The following is a 24,911-nucleotide window of genomic DNA, read 5'->3' on the forward strand; positions in this document are numbered from 1 at the left end:
TTCGGCTCGGTCGGCGGCGGCGGCCGTTATGACGGGCTGGTCTCGCGCTTTCGTGGCGAGCCGGTTCCGGCGACCGGTTTCTCCATCGGCGTTTCCCGGCTGATGACCGCGCTGAAGAACCTCGGCAAGCTCGATATCTCCGACGTCATCGCTCCGGTCGTGGTTCTCGTGATGGACAAGGACACGGAGAGCCTCGGCCGCTACCAGAAGATGGTCGCCGATTTGCGCGCCGCCGGTATCCGCTCCGAAATGTATCTCGGCGGCGCCGGCATGAAGGCGCAGCTGAAATACGCCGACCGCCGTGGCAGTCCTGTCGCCATCATCCAGGGTGGCGACGAGCGCGCGAAAGGCGAGGTGCAGATCAAGGACCTGATCGAAGGCGCCCGCATGTCGGCGGAAATCACCGACAATGCCGAATGGCGCGCCGCAAGGCCCGCGCAGGTCACGGTGGCTGAGGGCGAGCTGGTGGCTGAGGTGCGGAAGATCCTCGTGGCGCAGGCGGCCGATCGCGCGAAGGGTGGCGCTTGAACACCCCCCTCTGTCCTGCCGGACATCTCCCCCTCAGGGGGGGAGATTGGCTGCGGCCATCGCTTTCGCCAATCACCTACGTTGCAGAACAAGCACTGCCGAGAAGGCTGCTGATCTCCCCCCTTGAGGGGGAGATGTCCGGCAGGACAGAGGGGGGTGCCTCGCACCCGACCTGTCCATGACCTCCCGCCCCGCCATCGCCGCCGATATCGTAAAGCTCTTCGCAACCCGCGACACCCACGCGGTCGAAGTCGCCGTGCTGCAGCCGGCCGACCCGTTTCTCGACATGGCGGGCGAGGATCTGCGCCGGCGCATCTTCCTCACCGAAAGCGAGATCGGCAAGACGCTGTGCCTGCGGCCGGAATTCACCATTCCCGTCTGCCTCGACCATATCGCCAGCCAGGCCGGCACGCCGCGCCGCTATTCCTATCTCGGCGAAGTGTTCCGCCAGCGCCGCGACGGGGGTAACGAATTCTTCCAGGCCGGTATCGAGGATCTCGGCGACGGTGACACCGCCGCAGCCGACGCCCGCTCGCTGGCCGACGCGCATGCCCTGCTTTCGCTGGTGCTGCCGGGCCAACCGTTTGCGGTGACGCTTGGCGACCAGACCCTGTTCGAGGCGGTGCTGGCGGCTCTTGGCCTGCCGCGCGGCTGGCGCATGCGGCTGGCCCGGGCGTTCGGCTCCGCGCCGATGCTGGAGGCGGCGCTTGCCGATCTCGCCAACCCGCCCCGCAACAGCCAGCTTTCGGGTCCGGTCGCCATGTTGGCACTCGATGGCGACGTGGAAGGTCTTGCCGCGCATATCGCCGCCGGTATGGAAGAGACTGGCCTGTCGGCCTCGTCCGGGCGCGCTCCTGTCGACATCGCAAGACGCCTGATCGAGAAAGCGCAGTTGCGCAGCGTGCGGCTCTCGAACGAGGCGTTCTCGGCGCTGAAAGGCTTTCTCGAAATCGATGTCGCGCTGGGCGGCGCGACATCGGCGCTTGAAAAATTCGCCGCCGATGCCGGCCTGTCGCTAGGTGCCGCGCTCGAAACCTTCGCCGCCCGCGTCAAGGCGATCGAAGCGCATGGCCTGCCATCGAGTGCGATCCGGTACGACGCTGCCTTCGGCCGTCCGCTCGACTACTACACCGGGCTTGTCTTCGAGATATCCGTGACTGACGCTGATCGCCCGTTGGTCGGCGGCGGCCGCTACGACCGGCTGCTAACACTGCTCGGCGCAAAGAAGCCGATCCCCGGTGTCGGCTTCTCGGTCTGGCTCGACCGCATCGAGGCTTTGCGGGAGAGCGCGAAATGATCACGCTGGCGATCCCGTCCAAGGGCCGTCTCAAGGAACAGTCGCTCGAGGTGTTGGCGAAGGCCGGCCTCGCGGTCGTCTTGCCTGAGGACGACCGCAAATACCGCGCCCGCATCGACGGCCTCGACAATGTCGAGGTGGCGTTCCTTTCCGCTTCCGAGATTGCCGGCGAGATCGGCCAGGGCGCGGTCGACCTCGGCATCACCGGTGAGGATCTGGTGCGCGAGAACCTTGCCGACTGGGAAGCGCGCGCCGAGATCGTCGCGCGCCTCGGCTTCGGCCATGCCGATGTCGTCGTGGCGGTGCCGGACATCTGGCTCGATGTCGAGACGATGACCGACCTTGACGATGTCGCCGCCGACTTCCGTCAGCGCCACGGCCGGCGTCTGCGGATCGCCACCAAATACTGGCGGCTGACGCAGCAGTTCTTTTCGCTCAAGCACGGCATCCAGGTCTACCGTATCGTCGAAAGCCTCGGCGCCACCGAGGGCGCGCCGGCGGCGGGCCTCGCCGACATTATCGTCGACATCACCTCCACCGGCTCGACCCTGCGCGCCAACCATCTCAAGATTCTGGGCGATGGGGTGATCCTGAAGTCGCAGGCCTGCCTGGTCGCTTCGAGAAAGGCCCGTGACGCGGCCGACGAGCAGCAATTGCGCGACATCGCCGCGAAGATGAGCGCTTTCCATCCCTCATGAGGAGAGGGGACCTTTGGCGGATTTGCACCGCCGCCATGGGCTGATAGGCTCGGATATCCCGGGAGGAGACGGCGATGGTAATCAAGCTCGACGAACTCCAAAACGCCAGCAACCTGCGCAAGCAGCGCGATAGCTTCATTGCTCCGGTGGATGGCAGGGCGCATGTCTCGGGCGATCGTTCGGCGCCCTTGCTGGACAAGACAATTCCCGAGTTGTTTTCCGAGACGGTAAGCAAATACGCCACGCTCGACGCTGCCGTTTTCCTCGGTCAGGACAAGCGCTTCACCTGGAGCGAGCTCTCCGACGCGGTTGATGCGCTGGCTGCCGGCTTCCTCGCGCTCGGGCTCGAAAAGGGCGACCGCGTCGGTATCTGGTCGCCCAACCGCTGGGAATGGCTGGTGACGCAGTTCGCCACCGCCCGCATCGGCCTGATCCTGGTCAACATCAACCCGGCCTATCGGCTGACCGAGCTGGAATACGCCTTGAACAAGGTCGGCTGCCGGGCGCTGGTGACCGCCGCCCAATTTAAGACGTCCGACTATCTCGGCATGATCGAGACGCTGGCGCCGGAGCTCGCCACCGCCGAACCCGGCAAGCTCAAGGCGAAGAAGCTGCCGGCGCTTGAAATCGTCATCCGCATGGGAGACGACAGCTCACCCGGAATGTTCAATTTCGGCGATGTGCTCGCCACGGCCGCGCGCGACGACTATGACAAGCTCGACCGCGTCACCGAAGGGCTGAAGCCGGGCGAGGCCATCAACATCCAGTTCACGTCAGGTACGACGGGCGCGCCGAAGGGCGCGACGCTCACCCATCTGAACATCGTCAACAACGGCAATTTCGTCACCTCGGCGATCAAGCTCACCGTCGACGACCGGCTCTGCATCCCAGTGCCGCTCTACCACTGCTTCGGCATGTCGATGGGCACCATGGGCTGCGTCTCCAAGGGCGCGACCATGGTATTTCCTGGCGAAGGCTTTGACACCGGCGCAACGCTGAAGGCCGTGGCGCAGGAGGCCTGCACCGGGCTCTACGGCGTGCCGACCATGTTCGTCGCCATGTTTGACCACGCGGACTTTTCCACCTTCGACCTTTCCAGCCTGCGCACCGGCATCATGGCGGGTTCGCCTTGCCCGATCGAGGTGATGAAGAAGGTGGTGTCGCTCATGCATATGTCCGAAGTGACGATCGCTTACGGCATGACAGAGACCAGCCCGGTCTCCTTCCAGAGCGGCGTAGACGATCCGCTGGAAAGGCGCGTCTCCACTGTCGGCCGCATCCACCCGCATGTCGAGGTGAAGGCCATCGGGCCTGACGGAGCGACCGTCGCCGTTGGCGCGCCGGGCGAACTCTGCACGCGCGGCTATTCGGTGATGAAGGGCTATTGGGAAGACGCCGAGAAGACTCGCGAAGCGATCGACGCCGAAGGCTGGATGCACACCGGCGACCTCGCCACCATCGACGCCGAGGGCTATTGCAACATCGTCGGCCGGGTCAAGGACATGGTCATCCGCGGCGGCGAGAACGTCTATCCGCGTGAGGTCGAGGAATTCCTCTACCGGCACCCGAAGATCAAGGAAGTGCAGGTCTTCGGCATTCCGGATGACAAATATGGCGAGGAGCTTTGCGCCTGGATCGTGCTGAAGCCTGGCCAGATCGCCACCGAGCAGGAGATCAAGGCCTTCTGCGCCGGCCAGATCGCCCACTACAAGGTGCCGCGCTACATCCGCTTCCGCACCGAACTGCCGATGACGGTGACCGGCAAGCCGCAGAAATTCCTGATGCGCGAAGCGATGGTCGAGGAGCTCGGTCTGGTCGTGCAGAAGACGGCGTGAAGCTGGAAATATTCAGCCTTGGGAAACGCGCTCAGGGCGCGAACCCTCCAATTGTGCGTGTCTGGATGGGATCATGGACAACGAGTTCCCAAATTTCGCCGCGCTGAAAGCCGCGAAAGTCGAAAGCATAGACTACCGCATTGTCGTCCGGCGTGGCGCACGAACCGGCAACGCGATCGTCATCGCTCCGCACGGTGGGAAAATCGAACCCCGCACATCCCTGATCGCCGAGACGATAGCTGGAAGCGATCTCGATATGTACTGCTTTGAAGGACTGATGCCGGAAAGCAATCGGGAGCTGCACATAACATCAAGGAACTTCGACGAGGAGTCCGCGCTTGAGCTGTTGCGGACGAAGTCCACCGTCGTTGCAATCCACGGTCGGCAGGACAGGGACGATCCCTCGGCGGTCTACATGGGAGGCAAGGACGCAGCGTTGGTCTCTGAAATAGTCGCGCGCCTGCAAAACGCCGGCTTCAACACACAAGAGGATGGTCACCCGTTTCCAGGCATCCACGATTTGAACATCGTCAATCGTGGGCTGACGGGGAAAGGGGCACAGCTGGAGATACCGTTCTCACTGCGCCAGCGGCTGGGGAAAGAGCCCGAACTTTTGCAAAAATTCTGTATGGCGGTTCGCAAGGCGATCGAGAGCTTCGGCGCGAGAAGCGGTTCGATCTTGTCTTGAACGGCGTCGCCGTTCCATCTCCATCTCCGACCGCCTTGGCGCCGACCCCTGACCTCACGCACTTACGGCACCGGGCTGATCCACCGCACGGAAGGCGGCCTGACGGGGGCTAAAAGCGGAAGCGGACCAGGTACCAGAGCGCCTTCATTCCGTCGCGCCAGTTGATCTTCTTGCCCTCCTCATAAGTGCGGCCGTAGTAGCTGATGCCGACCTCGTAGATGCGCAGGCCGCCTGCGCGCGCGATCTGGGCGCTCAGCTGAACTTCGCAGCCAAAGTCGTCGCAGGTCAGGCGCAACCGCTCTTTGACCTCGCGCGTGAACATCTTGTAGCAGCACTCGATGTCGGTCAGCGTCTGGTTGTAGAGCAGATTGAACATCAGCGAGATGAACCTGTTCGCCATGTAGTGGTGGAAATACAGCGAGCGATGCGGCCAGCCATAGAAGCGTGAACCGTACACAACGTCGGCAACCTTGCGCCTGGCGATAAGGTCGTACATCGCTGTCCAATCAGCGGGATCGTATTCGAGATCCGCGTCTTGAATGACTATGACCTCGCCGGTGGCCAAGGCCAGACCATTGCGAACGGCCGCCCCTTTCCCACTGTTGCGCTCGTGATAATGCGGTCGGACCGTGGTGCAATGGCCTGGGCCGGTCGAAAATTCCAGGTTGCCACCGGCGTCGACCATCACGGCGAGACCCGACCGCGGGCCTTCCGGAAAATTCCTCCGGAGCCACTCGCGGGTTCCGTCGACCGATCCGTCATCGACGAGGATGACTTCCTTCTCGACGCCGGGAAGAGCCTCGCTGACGACGGACAGCACCTTGGCTAGCGTCGCAATTTCGTTGAACACCGGGATGATCACTGAAAGCATGGCGAAGGTAGGCCCTGTGTTCTTTGGCTAGGCAAGGAGGGCGGCCATGACCATCACGATCCCGATTGTCGCGAAAAGCGCCCGATACAAGCGCTGAAGGCGGACGAGACTTTCGAAAGTCAGCCCGGCTCCAAGCGCTCGCAACGATGCCAGGATGTGGAGAGGCAACAGGATCGCCGCCGAAACGAGCACGAAGGGCACAAGATCGGAGAGCGCAAGCACGACAAGAAGTGCATAGGCAGCGGCAAACAGGACAAGCCCAGCGATAAAGCTTTGCGTCTTGCCGAAAGCCACGGCATTTGTCCGGATGCCATTGAGCAAATCGCTGTGGTGATCGCGGGTCTCATGCGTGAAATGACCCGCCGTGAACACCAGCCCGAAGAAGCAACTGATGGCCAGGCCGCGCGCGTCGATGGCGGCGAAAGCTCCATAGCCGAGAAGAAAGTGCAGCGACCCGCCGACGAAATGAAGGGCCGAACTGAGCAGAGGCCTGCCTTTCAGGTGGAACACGGGAGCGGAGTAGAGGGCGCTGAAGCCGGCAATCGCCAGCCCGACAAGCAGTGCAGTTTCGCTGACCAGTCCCAGTAAGAAGAGGCTGAAGGCGAGAAGAGATACAGCGAGGTAGCCGATTTCCGGGCGGGTCAGGCCCTTCGCTGCAAAAGTCCACCCCGCACGTTGGGGGTTGTTGAGATCGCCTTCGATCCCCGACCAGTCATTGAAGACGAACACATGCGCGACCAGGCAGAAATTGGCCGCCATGACGCTGGCGATTTCCACAATGCTGGCTGTCGTCAGGGCGTGGACTGAAAAGATCGCTCCGATCAGCGGTGCGCCTTGAAGCGCGCACACTTCGTCAAAGCGAATAGCGGATAGCAACCCCACCATCGGCGGTCTCCGCCGGTGGCGGGGCGCAACAGTCGTTTCGGTGACGAGTTGCGTCACTTTCCACCACAGTATGGTTGGGCGCCGCCTGGGCGGCAGCGAGCTTTTGTTTGCGCGGATTGCATCTCGAAATGGAGCCTCAGCCAAAGCGCATATCCAAGCTCCTGTGACCAATAGAATCGGCGCACGGAAGCGGTAAGGTCATTGTGATAGAAAAGCGGGGGATCGCTGCCAAGCAAGGAGAAATCATCGGCTGCGATCTTGTCCAGAAGAGCTGCCGTTTCGGAGTAGGTTCCGGCGGTAGCGGCGCCGTCTTCTATCATTTGCAGAAGCTGCGCGGCGCGGACCCAGATCTCCTGCCCGAATACCGCATGGCGCAGCCGCGTCTCTGGCATTTGCAGCTGGCAGCCGGCCCTGCGCAAGTCAGCGAGCCGCAGGATGGGCAGAAGTGGGGCATCGGCATAATAGACCCAGGCATCGTCATCGGCCATTTTCCGGGTCATCGCCTCGCACAGCGCCCGTGCCGCGGGAGGATCTTCCTGCGCCAGCAGCATAAAGACGTGCATCTGTATTCCGAGATCGGCTGGATTTGGATCCTTGCCCGGGTTGAGGCACTGATAGCGCTCCTGTGGCGCCAACCACGTCTTGTAGAGGCCGTCTGCCCGTCTGTACTGCTTCAAGGTGGCAAGCGCCGGCGCCAGCAGGTCTTTTTGCGCGCTGGGAGCCACTCGCCAGGCGAGTGCGGTATCGTCGGCGTCTGGCGTGATGGCGCAACCGAGTGTGCCGATGGTCGGCGCATCCGGCCGTCCGTGATATCTGACCAGCCCCCCCGGCTCGATCTGGTCCGTCAAATATCGGCGCGCCCGGCCGATCATGTCGTTCACGCCCGCTTCCCCCACGACCGGGGCAAGCACGTCGATCATGACGGCGTTGAGGTAGGTATTCAACTCTAGGTGCGCGTCCTCATACTGGACGCCGCCGGTAAAGCTCGTCAGCCAGTACCCAAGGGGTTGTTGTCGCTCTGCAAGGAACCGGACCGCTTGCTGCGCGCTCGTCGGAGCGGGCGTCAGGGTGAACTTGCGTTCGATGAGCAGCCGTGGCTCGCTACCTCGTTGCGGATGCACAAGTACGCTCACCACATGCTCGCCGGGCTCCAGCTTGCCGGCCGGAAACGCAAATTGCCAGCCTGCCGGGCTGCTTGCGCCGGACGCGCGAGCTACGTCGGGGCGGTCGAAGAATTCGGATGTTCCGGACATGATGCGACCATCGACCAGTCCCACCAGGTCGGCCGGCGTCTTCCTGTCGGCAAGCGCCCATCCGACCACCTGGACAAGGCGCTCTTTTGGCTCGCTAACCTTGCCGGGTACGGCCTCGATGATCCTGATGTCGTCCAGGTAGCCGCGCATTTCCGTCAGGAGATCCATCGGGGCGGGCGAATGCTTTAGCTCGACAATGAAAGGAGCATTCTTGAAATCCCACGCAGGCCGCATCCTGTCGGGGCCGGTAGCCATCACCAGCGCCTCGTCCGCCACGCCGATGTACCAGAACGCCCCGATGACCTGGATGACGGTCGCCACAACGGCGGTCAATCCGAACAGAGCGCGACCGATCCGGGGCAATGCCGCAAGGACGGGCGGCAGCATCCACATCAGCATCGGAAGCATGTCGGTAAGCCATCGCGGCCCGTACGACGCGCCCTGGCGCCAGTCGATCAAGCCGTAAAGGGCCACTTCCAGGACGATGGCGCAGAGCGCCGCCACGGTGAGGCCGCGCATCTTCGGGTCGCGCAGCACTGTGACCAGGAAGCAGGGCAGGAACAGGAGGAATGGAGAGAAGACGAAAAGTCCGCGCGTTGGGCTGAACAGCAGGCCCGCGATGCCGCCCAACATGCCGTCGCTATATTTGTTGGACGGGTCGACCAGCCCATAGCCGCCAGCGATGTTGCCGACGAAATAGAGATTGTAGGCAACGACCAGGCCGACGGGAACCAGCCCCGAAGCGACGTATAGGGGGGATTTCCGGCCTGCCCACCAGAGGCCGTAGAGGCCAAGTCCAGCCGCCAGGATCGCATCAGGCTGGCGGTTGACCGCGATCAGTGCGCAAAGGAAGCCTGCGGCGACGGCGCGGATCGCGGTGCACGGTCCGGTAACCAGCAGCATCGTTGCGACGACGAGGAACTCCGCCAGTCCGTGCATCCAGAGCGCCTGGCTGCTGATGACCCATGTCGACGTGCCAAAGGCGTAAACCACAGCGAGCAAGGCGGCAGTTGTTGGGCTGCTGCGCCGCCGCAGCAGGAGGTAGAGGAGGCCGACGGATGCCGCCGCCAGGAGAGATGCGCTGAGCTTCTCCATGACCCTGGCGATCCTATCCAATAGCAGCGGATCCCAGCCTTTAGCCGATAGGATGCCGACAGCCGGCAGGTAGAGCGGCGCCACAACGACCGGAACCGCAATAGGGTATTCGGAGACGAAGTGGCCACGAGCTCCCTTGAGTATCCAGGCCGCGGTATCGGTCTGTCCCCGCGACATCGGCGGTTTGCGCCCTTGCGCGACCGTGGAGACGATCGGATCGAGGGCGACCGTATGATTGCGCCAGATCGAGAACGGCAGATACCGAGCGGCATAAGTGTCGGCCGCGGGGATCGACCGCAGGTTTGCGTTGTAGACGAGGAAGGCAAGTAGGCCGAGCAGGACCGCAATCGCGATGTCGCGACTGGCATTCCGGCGTGACGGGGGCGATGATTTTTCCAGCCCTGGCGCGTGGGCCGAGAATGCGTCGGTCGGCAATGCCCTCAACCCCCACGTAGCTATGCGGCGTAACTACATGCCGGAGCACGCTGGCTCCAACAGATATGCTCGTGCTTCAACAAGAATGTCCGCCTGAAGGTCGGGCCAACCCGATCACGGTGGACAGTATCCCGGTCGGGGTCGGCGGTGCTGCTACCGCCGCCCTGCCTTCACCTCGGATGGTCTTGGCGCCGAGCCCGGTTCCTCAACGAGCGGGCCGAGGAGCACTTCGCCGAACAGCGGCTGGTAGCTGCGGCGTACCGCCGGATCTTCCTTGAACGACAGGGCGTACTGGCCGATCTGGTGGAAGTAGGTGATGCGCGCTCTGACCAGGCTTTCGTCCTGCGAATAGCCCATGTCGCGGAAGGAGCGGATGAGCAGCGCGATGCGCAGGTCGTCCATCTCCTTCACTTCCTGTGCCAGCCTCCGCGATGTCCGTGACCAGTCGCGTATGGCGAGATCGAGCAGCGGGCTGAACGGCGCCTCGTCGACCCACACATGCACGATGTCGGTGAAGAACCGCAGCCCGTCGACGTCGTGCATCTCGCGCATCGCCCAGAAGGGCGCGCAATTGATGTCGCGCCATTCCTGAAGCAGGCCGTCGCGAAGGTCGGCGAGGCTGGTGAAATGGAAGTAGAAGCTGCCGCGCGTGACCTTCAGCTGCTTGGCGAGGCGGTCGATCTTGACCTCGGCGATGCCGCGCTTTTCCAGGACCTTGCGCGCCGCGGCGATCCAGGCCTCACGGCTCAGCGTCTGCCGGGGCGCTGTCGACCCGGCCCGCGTCCTGGCCGGTTGCTTCGTCCTTGCCGTGGCGGCGTCCGCTTTCACCTGCTTCCAGACCTCCATGCCGGCTGGCCGCAACCAGCCGGACTTTTCCTGATCAAGCCGATGTTCGCCCGCTTCGCAACCCGCAACCGGCGTCGTCCACTAGGGAACGATGCACTTTTGAGCGACTTGCCTCACGCTAGCGCGCTGATCCGCTGCAGCATCAGTTCGAAGAACGGCGCCGGCTCGATGCGGCGCAGCACGTTGCAGTTCTTGCGGCGGCCGGTGACATGCCACCAGTCGACCACGGTCATGCCGATCGTCTCGGGGGAGACGATGTCCACCGTCACCGCGCATTGGCGCTTTTCGTAGATTTCCGGCGCCAGCAGGTAGCCGGTCACGCAGGCATCATGGATAGGACGTCCGGGCGTTCCGAACTTGTGGCTGCCATACTGGCGATAGAAGTCGGCGAGGTTCGCGGCCTCGATCGCGGCCCTGCTGCCGGTCGCGCGCAGGCGGTCAAGCCATTCCAAGGTCATGATGGCGGTATAGGTGCAGTCGATGCTCGCCATCGTCACAGGCGCGCCGCTGTCGAACACCTTATGCGCCGCATGCGGGTCGACGAAGATGTTGAATTCGGCGGCGGGCGTGGCGTTGCCGCCTTCGAAGAAGCCGCCGCCCATCAGCACCACCTCGCGCAGGCGGGGAATGATCCTGGGCTCCATGGTCATGGCCATGGCAAGGTTGGTCATCGGCCCCAGCGTGCAGACGGTGAGCTCGCCCTCCGGCGCGTCCATGATGGTGCGCACGAGGTAGTTGACGCCATGCTCGGTCTGCAGCGGCGTCACCGGCTCCGGCAGGTCGGCGCCGTCGAGTCCGGTCTTGCCGTGCACGTATTCGGCCGTCATCAGCTTCTTCACCATCGGGCCGGGGCAGCCGGCATAGACCGGCACGTCGGGCCGCCCGGCGAGCTCGACCACCTTCAGCGCGTTCTTCGAGGTCAGCGGCAGCGGCACATTGCCGCCGACGGTGGTGATTCCGACCACCTCGAGCTCCGCCGGCGAGCCGAGCGCGAACAGGATTGCGAAGGCGTCGTCCTGGCCTGGATCGGTGTCGATGATGATCTTGCGTGGCGCCATGTCGTCCCTGCCTTCAAAAGCCTATTGATGAGCCCGTTCGGATGTGTAGAAATACAGTACTGTATCTTATGTTCAAGACAGGGTGTTCGAAAATGAACGAACGAGAGCGCGGCGACTTTTCCGAAATTCCGATCCTCGATGTGTCGGCTCTCTACGGCGCCGATCAGGAGGCGATCCGCGCAACGGCGGCGACGCTGCGCCGCTATCTCGAGACGATCGGCTTCCTCTATGTCGTTGGCCACCCGATCCCGCGCGCCGACGTCGAGGCGGTGCGCGAGGCGAGCAAGCGCTTCTTCGCCTTGCCGGACGAGGAGAAGCTCAAACTCAAGATCGACAGGAATTTCCGCGGCTATCTGCCCTTTGCCGGCTCGACGATCGTCACCTCGTCGGTCGCCACCGTCAGCAAGCCGAACCAGAGCGAATCGATCTTCTTCATGCATGAAGTCGAGGCCGACGATCCGCGCGCCGTTGCCGAAAAGCCGCTGCAGGGTCCGAACCAGTGGCCGGACGAGGCCCTGTTGGACGGCTTCAGGGGAACGATCGAGCGCTATGTGGCCGAGATGGGCACGCTCGCCCGCAAGATGGTCGGCGCCATCACGCTGTCGCTTGGCCTGCCTGCCGGCAGCCTCGACCGTTATTTCGACCAGCCGACCACCTTCCTCAGGCTGCTGCATTATCCGACGCAGCCGCAGGAAGAGGGCCTGTTCGGCTCGGCGCCGCACACCGACTACGGCTTCATCACCCTGCTGGCGCAGGACGACGTCGGCGGCCTGGAGGTCAAGAACAAGGCTGGCGAATGGGTGCCCGCGCCGCCCATTCCCGATTCCTTCGTGATGAATGTCGGCGACATCCTTGCACGCTGGTCGAACGACCAGTTCGTCTCGACGCCGCACCGAGTCATCAACCGGTCCGGGCGGGAGCGCTATTCGCAACCCTTCTTCTTCGATCCGTCGATGGAAGAGACGATCGAGGCGCTCTCCGTTTGCGTGCCGGCCGGCGCGCAACCGAAATACGAGCCGGTGCTCTACGGCGATTACCTCATGGAGCGCATCGACAAGAACTATCACTACCGCAAGAAGAAGGCCGCCGAGGCGGCGAGCGCGTAAGCGATCGAACAGCCCGCCCCGCGCCGACCCGTTCATGGCGCCGGGGCAAGGAAGAATGAGCAACAGGGGAACGACAATGAGAACAAATCTGTCCATGGCCGGCCTTGCGCTGGCTGCTTTCGCCACGGCTTGGAGCGGCCTTTCCAAAGCCGCCGAAATTCCGAAATCGGCCGAGGTCCAGCAGTCGGGCGCGCTCACCGTCGCCAACACGGTCGACTTCGCGCCGTTCGAATATCTCGACGCCGACGGCAAGCAGACCGGCATCATCATCGACCTCGCCAGCGAGGTGGCGAAAGCCCTCGACGCCAAGCTGGACGTCCAGCGCATTCCGTTCCCATCGATGATCCCCGGCCTCGCCGCCGGCCGCTTCAAGATCGCCTGGGAGACCTTCTCGGCTACGCCTGAGCGCTTGAAGCAGGTCGACTTCATCATGTTCCTCAAGGCCGGCATCGCCGTCTCGACGACGCCCGACAAGAAGGACAGCCTGTCCGCCGACAACGGCCTGTGCGGCAAACGCATCGGCGCCACCGGCGGCAGCGCTTCGGACTTCCTGATCGACAAGCTGAGCAAGGACTGCACCGACAACGGGCAGGCGGCGATCCAGAAGTCGCTGTTCAACTCGACCGCCGACAGCACCCAGGCCACGCTCTCCGATCGCATCGACGCCCGTATGGATGACGCGACCGCGTCGAGCTACTTCGAGGTGACCAGCAAGGGCCAGCTCGTCGTGTTGCCGAAGCTCTATGAGGTTGCCCCGCTTGGCATGGCAATCGCCAAGGACGACAAGGGGACCGCGGACATGATGGTCGCCGCGCTTTCGGAGCTGTTCAAGAACGGCACCTACAAGACCATTCTCGAGAAATACGGCATGGGCGCCTACGCGATCAAAGAACCCTATTTCGTCAATAGCATGGATGCGCTGCGCGCGGACTAAGTCAATCGAACCGAAATCGGAATCGATTTTCGCGAAGGACCATGCACAAAATCAGCACGACGTGTTGGCGCGCCCGGCAGGGCGCGCTGGCGTTTTGAACGGGACATCGGCATCCGGTCGGCCGGATGCGTGACATGATCAGGAGTTGAACGATGGGCGCGGCCCACCCGACCGATATGAGCATTGAGCAAGGCGCCGCCGCCGCCGTGGCCCGGCTTACCGTCGTGCCGCAGCGCCGCTATGGCATCTGGGTCGGTACGGCGCTCGCCTTGCTGCTGGCGTTCCTCATCATCCGGGCCTTCGCAAGCAACCCTGCCTTCGCCTGGGGTACGGCTTCGGGTTATCTCTTTCATCCTTCGATCGTGCGTGGCCTTGCCAACACCCTGATCCTCACCGTGGTGATCATGGCGCTGGCGATCGTCATCGGCACGGTGATCGCCATCATGCGCGTGTCGCCGAGCGCGGTGCTGCGCGGCTTCTCCGGCGTGTATGTCTGGTTCTTCCGCGGCGTGCCGGCGCTGATCCAGCTCATCTTCTGGTTCAACCTGTCGCTTCTAGTGCGCGAGGTTTCTCTGACCGTTCCGTTCGTGGGCACGCTCTTTTCCGTTCGCACCAACGACTTCATGACGCCTTTCTTCTCGGCCGTCGTCGCGCTTTCGCTGTGTGAGGCGGGCTACATGGCCGAGATCATCCGCGCCGGCATCAAGTCGGTGCCGCCGGGCCAGGCCGAGGCGGCAAGCGCGCTCGGTATGCCCTATCGCATGATCCTGAAGCGCATCACGCTGCCGCAGGCGATGCGCTTCGTGTTGCCGCCAACCGGCAACGAGGCCATCAACCTCTTGAAGATGACGTCGCTGGTTACCTTCATCGCCGTCGACGACCTTTTCTATTCGGCCCAGAGCATCTATGCCCGCACCTTCGAGACGATCCCGCTGCTGATCGTGGTGGCGTTCTGGTATCTCCTGGTGGTCAGCATCATGTCGGTCGGACAGCATTTCCTCGAGCGCCATTTCGGCCGCAGTGACACGCGCCGCGATCCTCTGACGATGCGCGCCCTGCGCAACGCCCTCAGCCTGCGTGGCATCACCCGATGAGCGACGTGAAATCCGAAAACCGTGCCCGTTTCGGCGTGCCGGCCGACTCCATGGTGTTCGCGCGTGGCGTGCGCAAATCCTATGGACCGCTGGACGTGCTGCGGGGCATCGACCTCGACGTGCCGGCGGGTTCGGTCGCCTGCATCATCGGACCTTCGGGCTCCGGCAAGAGCACCTTCCTGCGCTGCATCAACCATCTGGAAAAGATCACCGGCGGGCTCCTGCTCGTCGACAGCCAGTTCGTCGGCTACGACCTCAGGGACGACAAGCTCTACGAGGTGAAGGACGACCTTCTCTGCCAGCGGCGCGCCGAGATCGGCATGCTGTTCCAGTCCTTCAACCTGTTCTCGCACATGACCGTGATGGAGAACCTGATCGAGGCGCCGATACAGGTGCGGCGCATCCCGCCAGACCAGGCCAAAGCGGAGGCGGAAGTCCTGCTCAAGCGTGTCGGTCTCATCGACAAGGTCGACCGTTATCCGCGTGAGCTGTCCGGCGGCCAGCAGCAGCGGGTGGCGATTGCGCGCGCCATGGCGATGAAGCCGAAGGTGCTGCTTTTCGACGAGCCGACCTCCGCGCTCGACCCCGAACTCGTCGGCGAGGTCCTGCAGGTCATGCGCGATCTGGCCGAGAGCGGCATGACCATGGTCGTCGTCACCCACGAGATCGGCTTTGCCCGCGAGATCGGCGACCAGCTGGTGTTCATGGATGGCGGCGTGATCGTCGAGCGCGGCGCGCCGCGCGAGATGATCGCCAATCCGCAATCGCCGCGCACGCGTGAGTTCCTGTCGCGGGTTCTTTGATGCCGGCTTGCCGGCGCCTCACGCCGCCAGCACCGCGCGATCGAGCCCTCTGATGATCTTCGCCAGTTCCACGCATTCGTCCTGGCGCACCTTGTTGCGCCGCCAGGCCATGCAGATCATGCGTTGCGGCATGGGTTCCTGGAACGGCACGATCCTCAGGTCCGGCATGACGCCGGCGGCGTTTGCCGCCATCTCCGGCACCAGCGTCACGCCCAGCCCATGCGCCACCATCTGCAACAGCGTCGTGAGGCTCGTCGCGCCATAGCTCGCCATCGCCACCGGCCGCACATTGCCGCAGACGGCCAGGGCCTGTTCGCGCAGACAATGACCTTCCTCCAAAAGCATCAGCCGCTCCAGCGCCGGGCTCTCCGGCGGCACCGGCGGCGAGGCGAAGGCGGGATCGCCGGCTGGTACAGCCAGGAAGAAGCGGTCGGGGAAGAGCGCCTCCGTAACGAGGCCCGGATGATCGAGCGGCAGCGCCGCGATGAAGGCGTCGAGCCTTCCCGAGACGCTGTCCTCGACGAGCGACGCAGTCACCGCCTCGCGCAATTCGAGCTGCAAGGCGGGAAAATGCTTCTTCAATTCCGGCAAGGCACGCGGCAGAAGATAGGGCGCGACCGTCGGGATGATGCCCAGCCGAAAGCGGCCTTCCATCGCCGGCCGACCGCGCCGCGCGGTCGTCTCGACGTCACGTATGTCGGCCAGAATGCGCTCGATGCGCGGCTGCAGGGCGATCGCCTCATCGGTCATCCGCACCGTCTTGCCGCCGCGCTCGAACAGGAGACAGTTCAGCCGTTGCTCCATTTCCGAAATCTGGGCGGAGAGCGCCGGCTGGCTGACGCCGGCGAGCTTCGCGGCGCGGCCGAAATGCAGCGTCTGCCCCAGCGCGTCGAAGTAGAGCATCTGCCGGACAGTGAGGCCAATCATAAGAAAATCCTATCGGAAAAAATAGGAAAGGCAATTTGTCTTTATCGGCCGGCCGGCCTAGTCTGGAATCATTCCAGAATGGCGGACCTCCGCGACCGCCCCGGAAACCTCGGCAAAATTGGAGAGTAAGATGGACGCTAAAACCGACGACAACAGCGCTGGCAAATGCCCCGTGGCGCACGGATCCGCCGGTAGGACGAACCGTGACTGGTGGCCGAACCAGCTTGACCTTGCCGTTCTCCACCAGCAGTCGAATCTGTCCGACCCGATGGGCGAGGACTTCGACTACGCCAAGGAATTCGCGAGTCTCGATCTCGATGCGGTGATCAAGGACCTGCACCATGTGATGACGGATTCGCAGGACTGGTGGCCGGCCGACTTCGGTCACTACGGCCCGCTCTTCATCCGTATGGCCTGGCACAGCGCCGGCACCTACCGTATCGGCGACGGTCGTGGCGGCGCCGGTGCCGGTCAGCAGCGTTTCGCGCCGCTGAACAGCTGGCCGGACAACGCCAATCTGGACAAGGCGCGCCGCCTGCTGTGGCCGGTCAAGCAGAAATACGGCCGCAGGATTTCCTGGGCCGACCTGATGATCCTCACTGGCAACGTGGCCCTGGAATCGATGGGCTTCAAGACTTTCGGCTTCGCCGGCGGCCGTGCCGACGTGTGGGAACCGGAGCAGGACGTCGACTGGGGTTCCGAAGCCAAGTGGCTCGGCGACGAGCGCTATTCGGGCGATCGTGAGCTGCGCGGCCATCTCGGCGCTGTGCAGATGGGCCTGATCTACGTCAATCCGGAAGGGCCGAACGGCAAGCCGGATCCGATTGCCGCCGCGCGTGACATCCGCGAGACCTTCGCACGCATGGCCATGAACGACGAGGAGACGGTCGCGCTAATCGCCGGCGGTCACACCTTCGGCAAGACCCATGGCGCGGGCGACGCCTCGCTGGTCGGCGCCGAGCCGGAAGGCGCCGGCATCGAGGCGCAAGGCCTCGGCTGGTCCAGCAAATACGCCACCGGCATTGCCGGCGACGCCATCACCTCCGGCCTCGAGGTCACCTGGACGACGACGCCCACCAAATGGAGCAACAACTTCTTCGACAACCTCTTCAACTACGAATGGGAGCTGACGAAGAGCCCGGCGGGCGCCCATCAATGGACGCCGAAGGGCGGCGCTGGCGCGGGCACCGTGCCGGATGCTCACAATCCGGCGAAGCGCCATGCGCCGGCTATGCTCACCACCGACCTCTCGCTGCGCTTCGATCCGGCTTATGAGAAGATCTCGCGTCGCTTCCACCAGCACCCCGAACAGTTCGCCGACGCCTTCGCCCGCGCCTGGTTCAAGCTGACCCATCGCGACATGGGCCCGGTGGTTCGTTATCTCGGGCCGCTCGTGCCGAAGGAAGAGCTGATCTGGCAGGATCCGATCCCGGCCATCGACCATGAGTTGGTGAGCGAGCAGGACATTGCTTCGCTCAAGGCGAAGGTCCTGGCCTCGGGACTGTCGGTGGCCGAACTGGTCTCGACCGCCTGGGCTTCGGCCTCCATCTTCCGCGGTTCCGACAAGCGCGGCGGCGCCAATGGCGGCCGCATCCGCCTTGCGCCGCAGAAGGACTGGGACGTCAACCAGCCGGCCCAACTCTCGAAAGTGCTGGCCAAGTTGGAAACCATCCAGAAGGAGTTCAACGCCGGGCAGACGGGTGGCAAGAAGGTTTCGCTCGCCGATCTGATCGTGCTCGGCGGCGTCGCGGCTGTCGAAAAGGCGGCGAAGGACGGTGGCCAGGACGTGAAGGTGCCCTTCACGCCGGGCCGCATGGACGCTTCCGAGCAGCAGACGGACGCCCATTCCTTTGCAGCCCTGGAGCCAACCGCTGACGGCTTCCGCAACTATGTCCACGGCAAGCAGCCGATGTCGGTCGAAGCGATGCTCGTCGATCGTGCGCAGCTCCTGACGCTGACGGCGCCGGAAATGACGGTGCTGGTCGGGGGTCTGCGCGTGCTCGGCGCCAATCACGGCGGTTCGAAGCACGGCGTGTTCACCGACAAGCCGGGCGCGCTGACCAACGACTTCTTCATCAACCTGCTCAGCATGGCCACGGTGTGGGATCCGGCCGCCGGTTCCGAGCCAGGCTCGGCCGAGGTCTATGAGGCGCGCGACCGCAAGACCAAGCAAATCAAGTGGACCGGCACCCGTGCCGATCTGATCTTCGGTTCGCACGCGCAGTTGCGCGCGCTGGCCGAAGTCTACGGTTCCGCCGACGCCAAGGCGAAGTTCGTCAAGGATTTCGTCAAGGCGTGGACGAAGGTGATGAACCTGGACCGCTTCGAAATCGCCTCGAAGTAAGGTTCTCGACGTTACGCAAAAAAGGCGCGGGCCTAGGCCTGCGCCTTTTTTGCGTTTATCCGGACCGGTCAATCTTTCTCGAAGACGCCTGCCTTGGCGACGACGCCGGCAATCGCGCCGCCGATCAGCGGCGCCACGATGAACAGCCAGAGTTGGCTGAGCGCCGCCCCGCCGGTAAACAGCGCCGGACCGATCGAGCGTGCCGGGTTGACCGAGGTGCCGGTCACCGGGATCATGGCGAAATGGATACCCGCCAGCGTCAGGCCGATGACGAGGCCGGCAAACGCCGTCGTGTGCTTGGCGTTGGTGACGCCAAGGATAACCGTGACGAAAGTGAAGGTGCCGATCAGCTCCCACAGGAAGGCAGAGCTCATGCCCCATTTGGCCGTGTCCCAGCCATTGGCGCCGAAGCCGCCGGTATGGCCGCCGGCCTGGCCGGAAACGATGATCCACAGCGCCAGCGAAGCGATGATGGCGCCGACGACCTGAGCGATCCAGTAAGGGACGACATCCTTGGCCGGCATCCGGCCCGCAAGGAACACGCCGAGCGTCACCGCCGGATTGAGATGCGCGCCCGAGATCGGGCCGATCGCATAGGCCGCGGCAATCAGGCCGATGCCGAACGCCAGGCCGATGCCTTCCTGTCCCAGCGGCAACGCGCCGCCGAACCCACCCGTGACCACGGAGGCCGTGCCGATGAACACCAACAAAAACGTGCCTAGAACTTCCGCCAGATAAGTCTTCATTGCCCTCTCCTCATGAGGATCCGTCGGGCCGCGTGTCGCGCGGCGCGAATCACAGCCAAAAGAGTATTCCTGCCTGCAAAACTTGGGAAGCTGAGCGGCCAAGCCAGTGCACTTGCTTTGCAGGCGTCAGTCGAGTGCATTAGTGGCTAATGATGTACTTGCGGAAACACTGCGAACCTTCTTATCTGGCATGGTTTTCATGTTGGCCGCCTGATTGCCGGCGGTGACCATTCGCCATTCCAGGCGCGGCCCGTTCGCAATCGCCGCAACAGAATTGTTTCAATCCTGGCCGGAAACGCTTTAAGAGCGGGCTGGAAGCAATTGCGGAGTAGCGGAAGACAAGATGCGACTAGGCGGACGGCTGGCGGCGGCCATAGAGATTCTGGAAGATATCGGCCGGCGCCACCGGCCGGTTGCCGACGCCTTGCGCGACTGGGGCCTGTCGCACCGCTTCGCCGGTGGCGGCGACCGCGCCGCGATCGGCAACATTGTCTATGACGCGCTGCGCCGCAAGCGCTCGGCCGGCTGGCTGTTCGGCGAGGACACGCCGCGCGCCATCGGTTTCGGCGCGCTGCTGCTGGAATGGGGCCAGACGGCGCAGTCGCTGAACGACGCGCTCGATGGCGACAAGTTCGCGCCGCCGCCGCTGAGCGCCGCTGAACTGAAGGCGGCGGCCGACAGCAGGCTCGCGGACGCGCCCGATGCCGTGCGCGCCGATGTCCCCGACTGGTGCGCGCCGCTCCTCGAACAGGCCTTCGACGGCGCCTGGGTCGAGGAGGGCGCGGCCCTGGCCGAGCGCCCGCCGCTGGATCTCAGGGTCAACACCTTGCAGGCCGACCGCGACAAGGTGCTGGCCGAGCTGGAGGGCACCGGCGCTGCGACTGCCGCGATCGCGCCGCATGGCATCCGCATCCCACCGATCGACGGTGACGGCAGGCATCCGAACGTTCAGGCGGAACCGGCTTTCCAGAAGGGCTGGTTCGAAGTGCAGGACGAGGGTTCGCAGCTTGCGGCCGCGCTTGCCGGGGCAAAGCCCGGCATGCAGGTGCTCGACTATTGCGCCGGCGCCGGCGGCAAGACCCTGGCGCTGTCCGCCGAGATGGACAATCGCGGCCAGCTCTTCGCCCATGACGCGGAGAAGGCGCGTCTGGCGCCGATGTTCGAGCGCATCCGGCGTTCGCACAACCGCAACATCCAGGTCGTCAGCAAGCCGTCTGAGCTCGCGCCGCTCGCCCGCCACATGGACATCGTGCTTATCGACGCGCCCTGCACTGGCAGCGGCACATGGCGGCGCCGGCCAGACGCCAAATGGCGGCTGACACAAAGGCAGCTCGACGCCCGCAGGGGCGAGCAGCAGGCGATCCTCGATGAGGCGCAGCGTTTCGTCAAACCGGGCGGCTTGCTGGTCTACATCACCTGCTCGGTGTTCGACGCCGAAAATGGCGAGCAGGTCGCGGCCTTCCGCGAACGGCATGGCGGCTTTGCGCCGGTCGATCACAGGCAGCTTTGGGACCTAAGTTTTCCAGGTCATGAAAAGGCGGCGCGCATCACCACGGCCGGCGGCATTTCGCTGTCACCGGCGCTCAGCGGCACCGATGGGTTCTATTTCCAGGCGCTACGCAGGGTCGCTTGAGCCTTGACGGATGTTGTCATCGCCCCAGTTTGACTTCGGTCACTTCGGGGGTGTGCTTGCAGAGATACCTGTCGCTGTTCATTTTTTTGCTCGTCGTCCTCGGCGGCGGTTTGCTGATCGGCTACGCCACTCTGCCTGGCGACTGGTATGCATCCCTGAACAAACCCCCATTCAATCCGCCCAACTGGGTCTTCGGCCCGGTCTGGTCGGTGCTGTATATTTGTATCGCGGTTGCTGGCTGGCGGACTTCGCGGTTGCGACCGGGCAGCGGTGCCATGAGCGCCTGGGTGGCGCAACTGGCCCTCAATTTCCTTTGGTCGCCGACATTCTTTGGCGCAAGGATGATCGGACTTGCGCTGGTCGTCATTCTTTTGCTGTTTGCCACAATCGTGCTCTTCATCGGCCGCATCTGGCAGTCTGACAGGCTCTCCGGATGGCTTTTCGTGCCCTATGCCGCATGGGTTGCGTTCGCCACCTTGCTCAACGCTTCGATCTTCTGGCTGAATTGAGTCGCCTTGCTGCAGTGCAGCAATTGCGATTGCGCGCCGCCCGGTCCTCTGCAATAAGCTTCGCCAGCAAAAAATGAAGGCAAAGGCCATGGCTGCCAAGATCGTACCCGCTCCCGACTTCGAGGAACGCGTCAGGGCGTCTTTTGCCCGGCAGAAAGCGATGGCGACCATCGGCGCCGAACTGACGCTGGTGACGCCAGGCATCATCGAGATCGAGATGCCTTATTCCGCCTCGCTGACGCAGCAGCACGGCTTCCTGCATGCCGGCGTCATCTCGACCGCGCTGGACTCGGCCTGCGGCTATGCGGCCTTTTCGCTGATGCCGGAAAACTCCGGCGTGCTGACCATCGAGTTCAAGGTCAACCTGCTGGCGCCAGGTAGGGGCGAGCGCTTCCTGTTCCGCGGCTCGGTCACCAAGCCAGGCCGCACCATCATTGTTGCCGACGGCCAGGCCTACGCCTTCGCCACCGACGGCGAGGCCAAGCTGATCGCCACCATGACCGGCACGATGATGACGGTGGTCGGCCGCGACGGCATAGCGGGGTGATGCATGGCGAGCACGACCTCGATCGGGGGTAAGTCCGTCCTCTTCGTCATGGCGGCGCAGGCCGAATACGGCCCGCACCTGCAAAAACTGTTCACGCCGCTGATGACCGGCGTCGGCCCGGTCGAGGCCGGCGTGCGGTTGGGCGCCGAACTTGCCGCGCTCAAGACTGAAGGCGCGCTGCCGGATCTCGTCGTCTCGCTGGGCTCCGCCGGCAGCCGCACGCTGGAGCAGACCGGGATCTACCAGGCGGTGTCGGTCAGCTATCGCGACATGGACGCCTCGCCGCTCGGCTTCGAGAAGGGCGCCACCCCGTTCCTCGACCTGCCGGCAACAGTGCCGCTGCCCTTCGTCATTCCCGGCATCAGGAGCGCCAGGCTCTCGACCGGCGGCGCCATCGTCACGGGCGCCGCGTATGAGGCGATCGACGCCGACATGGTCGACATGGAGACCTTCGCCTGCTTGCGCGCCTGCCAGCTGTTCGGCGTGCCGCTGATCGGCCTGCGCGGCATTTCCGATGGCGCCGCCGATCTGCGCCACGTCAACGACTGGACCGAATATCTGCACGTCATCGACGAGAAGCTGGCCGCTGCCGTTGGTCTGCTCGAGCAGGCGATCGGCACCGGCGCGATCCGCCTCGCATAAGGCCGAAAGGGACGGAAAGCCGCAGCGCGCAACCCATTGCGCCGACTCGTTTCTTTCTTTAAAGGCTCGCCATGACGACATCCAATCATTCCGACACCGCCCTGCCAGACACTGTCCTGATCATCGATTTCGGCAGTCAGTTCACGCAGCTCATCGCCCGCCGCATCCGCGAGGCCGGCGTCTTCTCCGAGATTGTGCCGTTCCAGTCGGCGGGGGCAGCCTTCAAGCGCATCAACCCGAAAGCGGTGATCCTGTCGGGCGGCCCCGCCTCGACTACCGACATCGGCAGCCCGCGCGCGCCGCAGATCGTCTTCGACGCCGGCGTGCCGGTGCTCGGCATCTGCTATGGCCAGATGGCGCTGTGTGTGCAGATGGGTGGCGTCGCCGAAAGCTCCAACCATCGCGAATTCGGTCGCGCCTTCGTCGAGATCGAGAAGGAAAGCCCGCTGTTCGAAGGGCTGTGGGCGACGGGCCAGCGTCACCAGGTTTGGATGAGCCATGGCGACCGCGTCATCTCCCTGCCGCCGGGCTTCGAGGTGCTCGGCAAGTCCGAAAGCTCGCCCTTCGCGATCTTCGGCGACATCGAGCGCAAGATGTACGGCATCATGTTCCACCCCGAGGTGGTGCACACGCCGGACGGCGCCAGGTTGCTCAGGAACTTCGTCCACAACATCGCCGGCATCGAGGGCGACTGGACGATGCGCGCTTATCGCGAGCACGCCGTCGAAGCGATCCGCAAGCAGGTCGGCAAGGGCAAGGTCATCTGCGCGCTGTCGGGCGGTGTCGATTCCTCGGTCGCCGCGCTCCTCATCCACGAAGCGGTCGGCGATCAGCTGACCTGCATCCTCGTCGACCACGGCCTGATGCGCAAGAACGAGGCGGCAAGCGTGGTGGAGATGTTCCGCCAGCACTACAATCTGCCGCTGATCCTGGTCGACGCCTCCGACCGCTTCATTTCGGCGCTCGAAGGTGAGGCCGATCCGGAAAAGAAGCGCAAGACGATCGGCCGGCTGTTCATCGAGGTCTTCGAGGAAGAGGCGAAGAAGCTCGGCGGCGCCGATTTCCTGGCGCAGGGCACGCTTTATCCCGACGTGATCGAAAGCGTCTCCTTCTCCGGCGGTCCGTCGGTGACGATCAAGTCGCACCACAATGTCGGCGGCCTGCCAGAGCGCATGAACATGAAGCTGGTCGAGCCGCTGCGCGAGCTGTTCAAGGACGAGGTGAGGGCGCTGGGCAAGGAGCTCGGCCTGCCCGAAAGCTTTATCGGCCGCCATCCCTTCCCAGGTCCGGGCCTCGCCATCCGCTGCCCGGGCGGCATCAGTCGCGAGAAGCTGGACATCCTGCGCGAGGCCGACGCCATCTATCTCGACGAAATCCGCAAGGCCGGCCTCTACGACGCCATCTGGCAGGCGTTCGCCGTGCTATTGCCGGTGCAGACCGTCGGCGTGATGGGCGACGGCCGCACCTACGAATTCGTCTGCGCGCTGCGCGCGGTGACGTCGGTCGATGGCATGACGGCCGACTTCTACCACTACGATATGAATTTCCTCGCCGCCGCCGCCACTCGCATCATCAACGAAGTGAAAGGCATCAACCGCGTCGTCTACGACGTGACCTCGAAGCCACCGGGCACTATCGAGTGGGAATAGAGAGAAAACGGCGGCAATAGCGTAGGTTCGGCGACGATTTTCGCCGCCCTATGAATTGCTTCGTATCTATATCTGACCCTTACTCGACTGGGGATCTCTACTACCGATCTGGCAGACCCTATCTGCGCCCCACATCCGGGATCAGTTTTCGAATGGCGCGAGCGCTGTGGCGTCGAACGTCGTGCACAAAGGCGATGTCGGCTTTGCGCCTTCACATCAGCCGTTTTGGCTCTCGTGCCAGGGCCCAAGAGCGGACATTGAAAGTTTCCGATCGCGAGCATTGCACGAATTCCGATCGTCATCGCGCGATGGCAGCGAAGCTTCTTTCAAACCGGTCGACGACATCATCCACATCTGACATCGCCAGGCAAAGCGGCGGGCACATCCGAATTACATTGCGGTAGGGCCCCGAGCGGCTAGCGACGAGCCCGTTGCGGCGCGTTTCCTCGAAGACCGCAAGCGTCTCGTCCGGCGCCGGCTCTTTCGTC

22 protein-coding genes and 1 pseudogene are annotated in these 24,911 nt (G+C 63.8%); 15 read left to right on the forward strand and 8 right to left on the reverse strand.

Going from position 1 to position 24,911, the window contains the following annotated elements; all coding sequences use genetic code 11:
- The 5 genes from Q0L57_RS17500 to Q0L57_RS17520 all read left to right on the forward strand — a co-directional run.
- Positions 1-528: His/Gly/Thr/Pro-type tRNA ligase C-terminal domain-containing protein (locus Q0L57_RS17500; protein WP_296744411.1), on the forward strand; the 528-nt coding region annotated here is incomplete at its 5' end.
- 178 nt (positions 529-706) lie between these two features.
- On the forward strand, positions 707-1,825 hold the full coding sequence (locus Q0L57_RS17505; RefSeq protein ID WP_296744412.1) for an ATP phosphoribosyltransferase regulatory subunit: 1,119 nt from the start codon (positions 707-709) through the stop codon (positions 1,823-1,825).
- The gene (hisG, locus tag Q0L57_RS17510) at positions 1,822-2,523 is read left to right on the forward strand and encodes an ATP phosphoribosyltransferase (RefSeq protein ID WP_296744413.1); all 702 of its coding nucleotides are present in this window, start codon (positions 1,822-1,824) and stop codon (positions 2,521-2,523) included. Before Q0L57_RS17505 ends, hisG begins: the two co-directional genes overlap by 4 nt.
- Positions 2,524-2,597: 74 nt before the next feature.
- A complete protein-coding gene (locus Q0L57_RS17515; RefSeq protein ID WP_296744414.1) occupies positions 2,598-4,358 on the forward strand; it encodes an AMP-binding protein in 1,761 nt (586 codons plus the stop codon).
- Between the two features lie 73 nt (positions 4,359-4,431).
- The gene (locus tag Q0L57_RS17520; RefSeq protein WP_296744415.1) at positions 4,432-5,046 is read left to right on the forward strand and encodes a poly-gamma-glutamate hydrolase family protein; all 615 of its coding nucleotides are present in this window, start codon (positions 4,432-4,434) and stop codon (positions 5,044-5,046) included.
- Positions 5,047-5,155: 109 nt separating this feature from the next.
- Here Q0L57_RS17520 and Q0L57_RS17525 read toward each other — a convergent pair whose 3' ends face one another.
- From Q0L57_RS17525 to Q0L57_RS17545, 5 genes are all read right to left on the reverse strand, one after another.
- Positions 5,156-5,908, reverse strand: coding sequence for a glycosyltransferase family 2 protein (locus Q0L57_RS17525; protein WP_296744416.1), 753 nt, complete (start codon positions 5,906-5,908; stop codon positions 5,156-5,158).
- Between the two features lie 36 nt (positions 5,909-5,944).
- On the reverse strand, positions 5,945-6,802 hold the full coding sequence (locus Q0L57_RS17530) for a UbiA family prenyltransferase (RefSeq protein ID WP_296744417.1): 858 nt from the start codon (positions 6,800-6,802) through the stop codon (positions 5,945-5,947).
- Positions 6,803-6,855: 53 nt separating this feature from the next.
- A complete protein-coding gene (locus Q0L57_RS17535; protein WP_296744418.1) occupies positions 6,856-9,585 on the reverse strand; it encodes a hypothetical protein in 2,730 nt (909 codons plus the stop codon).
- A 153-nt stretch (positions 9,586-9,738) separates the two neighbouring features.
- Positions 9,739-10,431 (reverse strand): TetR/AcrR family transcriptional regulator, encoded by a 693-nt coding sequence (locus tag Q0L57_RS17540; RefSeq protein ID WP_296744419.1) that lies wholly within the window; start codon positions 10,429-10,431, stop codon positions 9,739-9,741.
- A 113-nt stretch (positions 10,432-10,544) separates the two neighbouring features.
- A complete protein-coding gene (locus Q0L57_RS17545; RefSeq protein ID WP_296744420.1) occupies positions 10,545-11,489 on the reverse strand; it encodes a nucleoside hydrolase in 945 nt (314 codons plus the stop codon).
- A 92-nt stretch (positions 11,490-11,581) separates the two neighbouring features.
- Between Q0L57_RS17545 and Q0L57_RS17550 the strand changes: the two genes are divergently transcribed.
- From Q0L57_RS17550 to Q0L57_RS17565, 4 genes are all read left to right on the forward strand, one after another.
- A complete protein-coding gene (locus Q0L57_RS17550; RefSeq protein WP_296744421.1) occupies positions 11,582-12,595 on the forward strand; it encodes a 2OG-Fe(II) oxygenase family protein in 1,014 nt (337 codons plus the stop codon).
- A gap of 76 nt (positions 12,596-12,671) precedes the next feature.
- The gene (locus Q0L57_RS17555) at positions 12,672-13,529 is read left to right on the forward strand and encodes an ABC transporter substrate-binding protein (protein ID WP_296744422.1); all 858 of its coding nucleotides are present in this window, start codon (positions 12,672-12,674) and stop codon (positions 13,527-13,529) included.
- Between the two features lie 152 nt (positions 13,530-13,681).
- Positions 13,682-14,623, forward strand: coding sequence for an amino acid ABC transporter permease (locus Q0L57_RS17560; RefSeq protein ID WP_296744423.1), 942 nt, complete (start codon positions 13,682-13,684; stop codon positions 14,621-14,623).
- Entirely contained in the window at positions 14,620-15,426 is an 807-nt protein-coding gene (locus Q0L57_RS17565) for an amino acid ABC transporter ATP-binding protein (protein ID WP_296744424.1), read from the forward strand. Before Q0L57_RS17560 ends, Q0L57_RS17565 begins: the two co-directional genes overlap by 4 nt.
- A gap of 18 nt (positions 15,427-15,444) precedes the next feature.
- Here Q0L57_RS17565 and Q0L57_RS17570 read toward each other — a convergent pair whose 3' ends face one another.
- The gene (locus Q0L57_RS17570) at positions 15,445-16,353 is read right to left on the reverse strand and encodes a hydrogen peroxide-inducible genes activator (protein ID WP_296744425.1); all 909 of its coding nucleotides are present in this window, start codon (positions 16,351-16,353) and stop codon (positions 15,445-15,447) included.
- 130 nt (positions 16,354-16,483) lie between these two features.
- Between Q0L57_RS17570 and katG the strand changes: the two genes are divergently transcribed.
- Positions 16,484-18,697, forward strand: coding sequence for a catalase/peroxidase HPI (gene katG, locus Q0L57_RS17575; RefSeq protein ID WP_296744426.1), 2,214 nt, complete (start codon positions 16,484-16,486; stop codon positions 18,695-18,697).
- A 68-nt stretch (positions 18,698-18,765) separates the two neighbouring features.
- On the opposite strand, the gene Q0L57_RS17580 is transcribed toward katG, so the two are convergent.
- Complete coding sequence (locus Q0L57_RS17580) at positions 18,766-19,443, reverse strand: MIP family channel protein (protein ID WP_296744427.1); 678 nt, start codon at positions 19,441-19,443, stop codon at positions 18,766-18,768.
- A gap of 343 nt (positions 19,444-19,786) precedes the next feature.
- Between Q0L57_RS17580 and Q0L57_RS17585 the strand changes: the two genes are divergently transcribed.
- The 5 genes from Q0L57_RS17585 to guaA all read left to right on the forward strand — a co-directional run bounded on the left by Q0L57_RS17585 (position 19,787) and on the right by guaA (position 24,423).
- Positions 19,787-21,076, forward strand: a complete 1,290-nt coding sequence (locus tag Q0L57_RS17585; protein WP_296744428.1) for an RsmB/NOP family class I SAM-dependent RNA methyltransferase — start codon at positions 19,787-19,789, stop codon at positions 21,074-21,076.
- Between the two features lie 56 nt (positions 21,077-21,132).
- Positions 21,133-21,585 (forward strand): TspO/MBR family protein, encoded by a 453-nt coding sequence (locus Q0L57_RS17590; RefSeq protein ID WP_296744429.1) that lies wholly within the window; start codon positions 21,133-21,135, stop codon positions 21,583-21,585.
- 73 nt (positions 21,586-21,658) lie between these two features.
- Positions 21,659-22,132 carry a PaaI family thioesterase gene (locus Q0L57_RS17595; protein WP_366940930.1) on the forward strand — a complete coding sequence of 158 codons (474 nt, stop codon included), beginning with the start codon at positions 21,659-21,661 and terminating at the stop codon, positions 22,130-22,132.
- Between the two features lie 3 nt (positions 22,133-22,135).
- The gene (locus tag Q0L57_RS17600; protein WP_296744431.1) at positions 22,136-22,774 is read left to right on the forward strand and encodes a 5'-methylthioadenosine/S-adenosylhomocysteine nucleosidase; all 639 of its coding nucleotides are present in this window, start codon (positions 22,136-22,138) and stop codon (positions 22,772-22,774) included.
- 71 nt (positions 22,775-22,845) lie between these two features.
- Positions 22,846-24,423, forward strand: coding sequence for a glutamine-hydrolyzing GMP synthase (gene guaA, locus Q0L57_RS17605; protein ID WP_296744432.1), 1,578 nt, complete (start codon positions 22,846-22,848; stop codon positions 24,421-24,423).
- Between the two features lie 298 nt (positions 24,424-24,721).
- On the opposite strand, the pseudogene Q0L57_RS17610 reads toward guaA, so the two are convergent.
- A pseudogene (locus tag Q0L57_RS17610) lies at positions 24,722-24,911 on the reverse strand (hypothetical protein); the annotation flags it as partial.

The organism is Mesorhizobium sp. (assembly GCF_024509055.1).
Classification (GTDB): Bacteria; Pseudomonadota; Alphaproteobacteria; order Rhizobiales; family Rhizobiaceae; genus Mesorhizobium.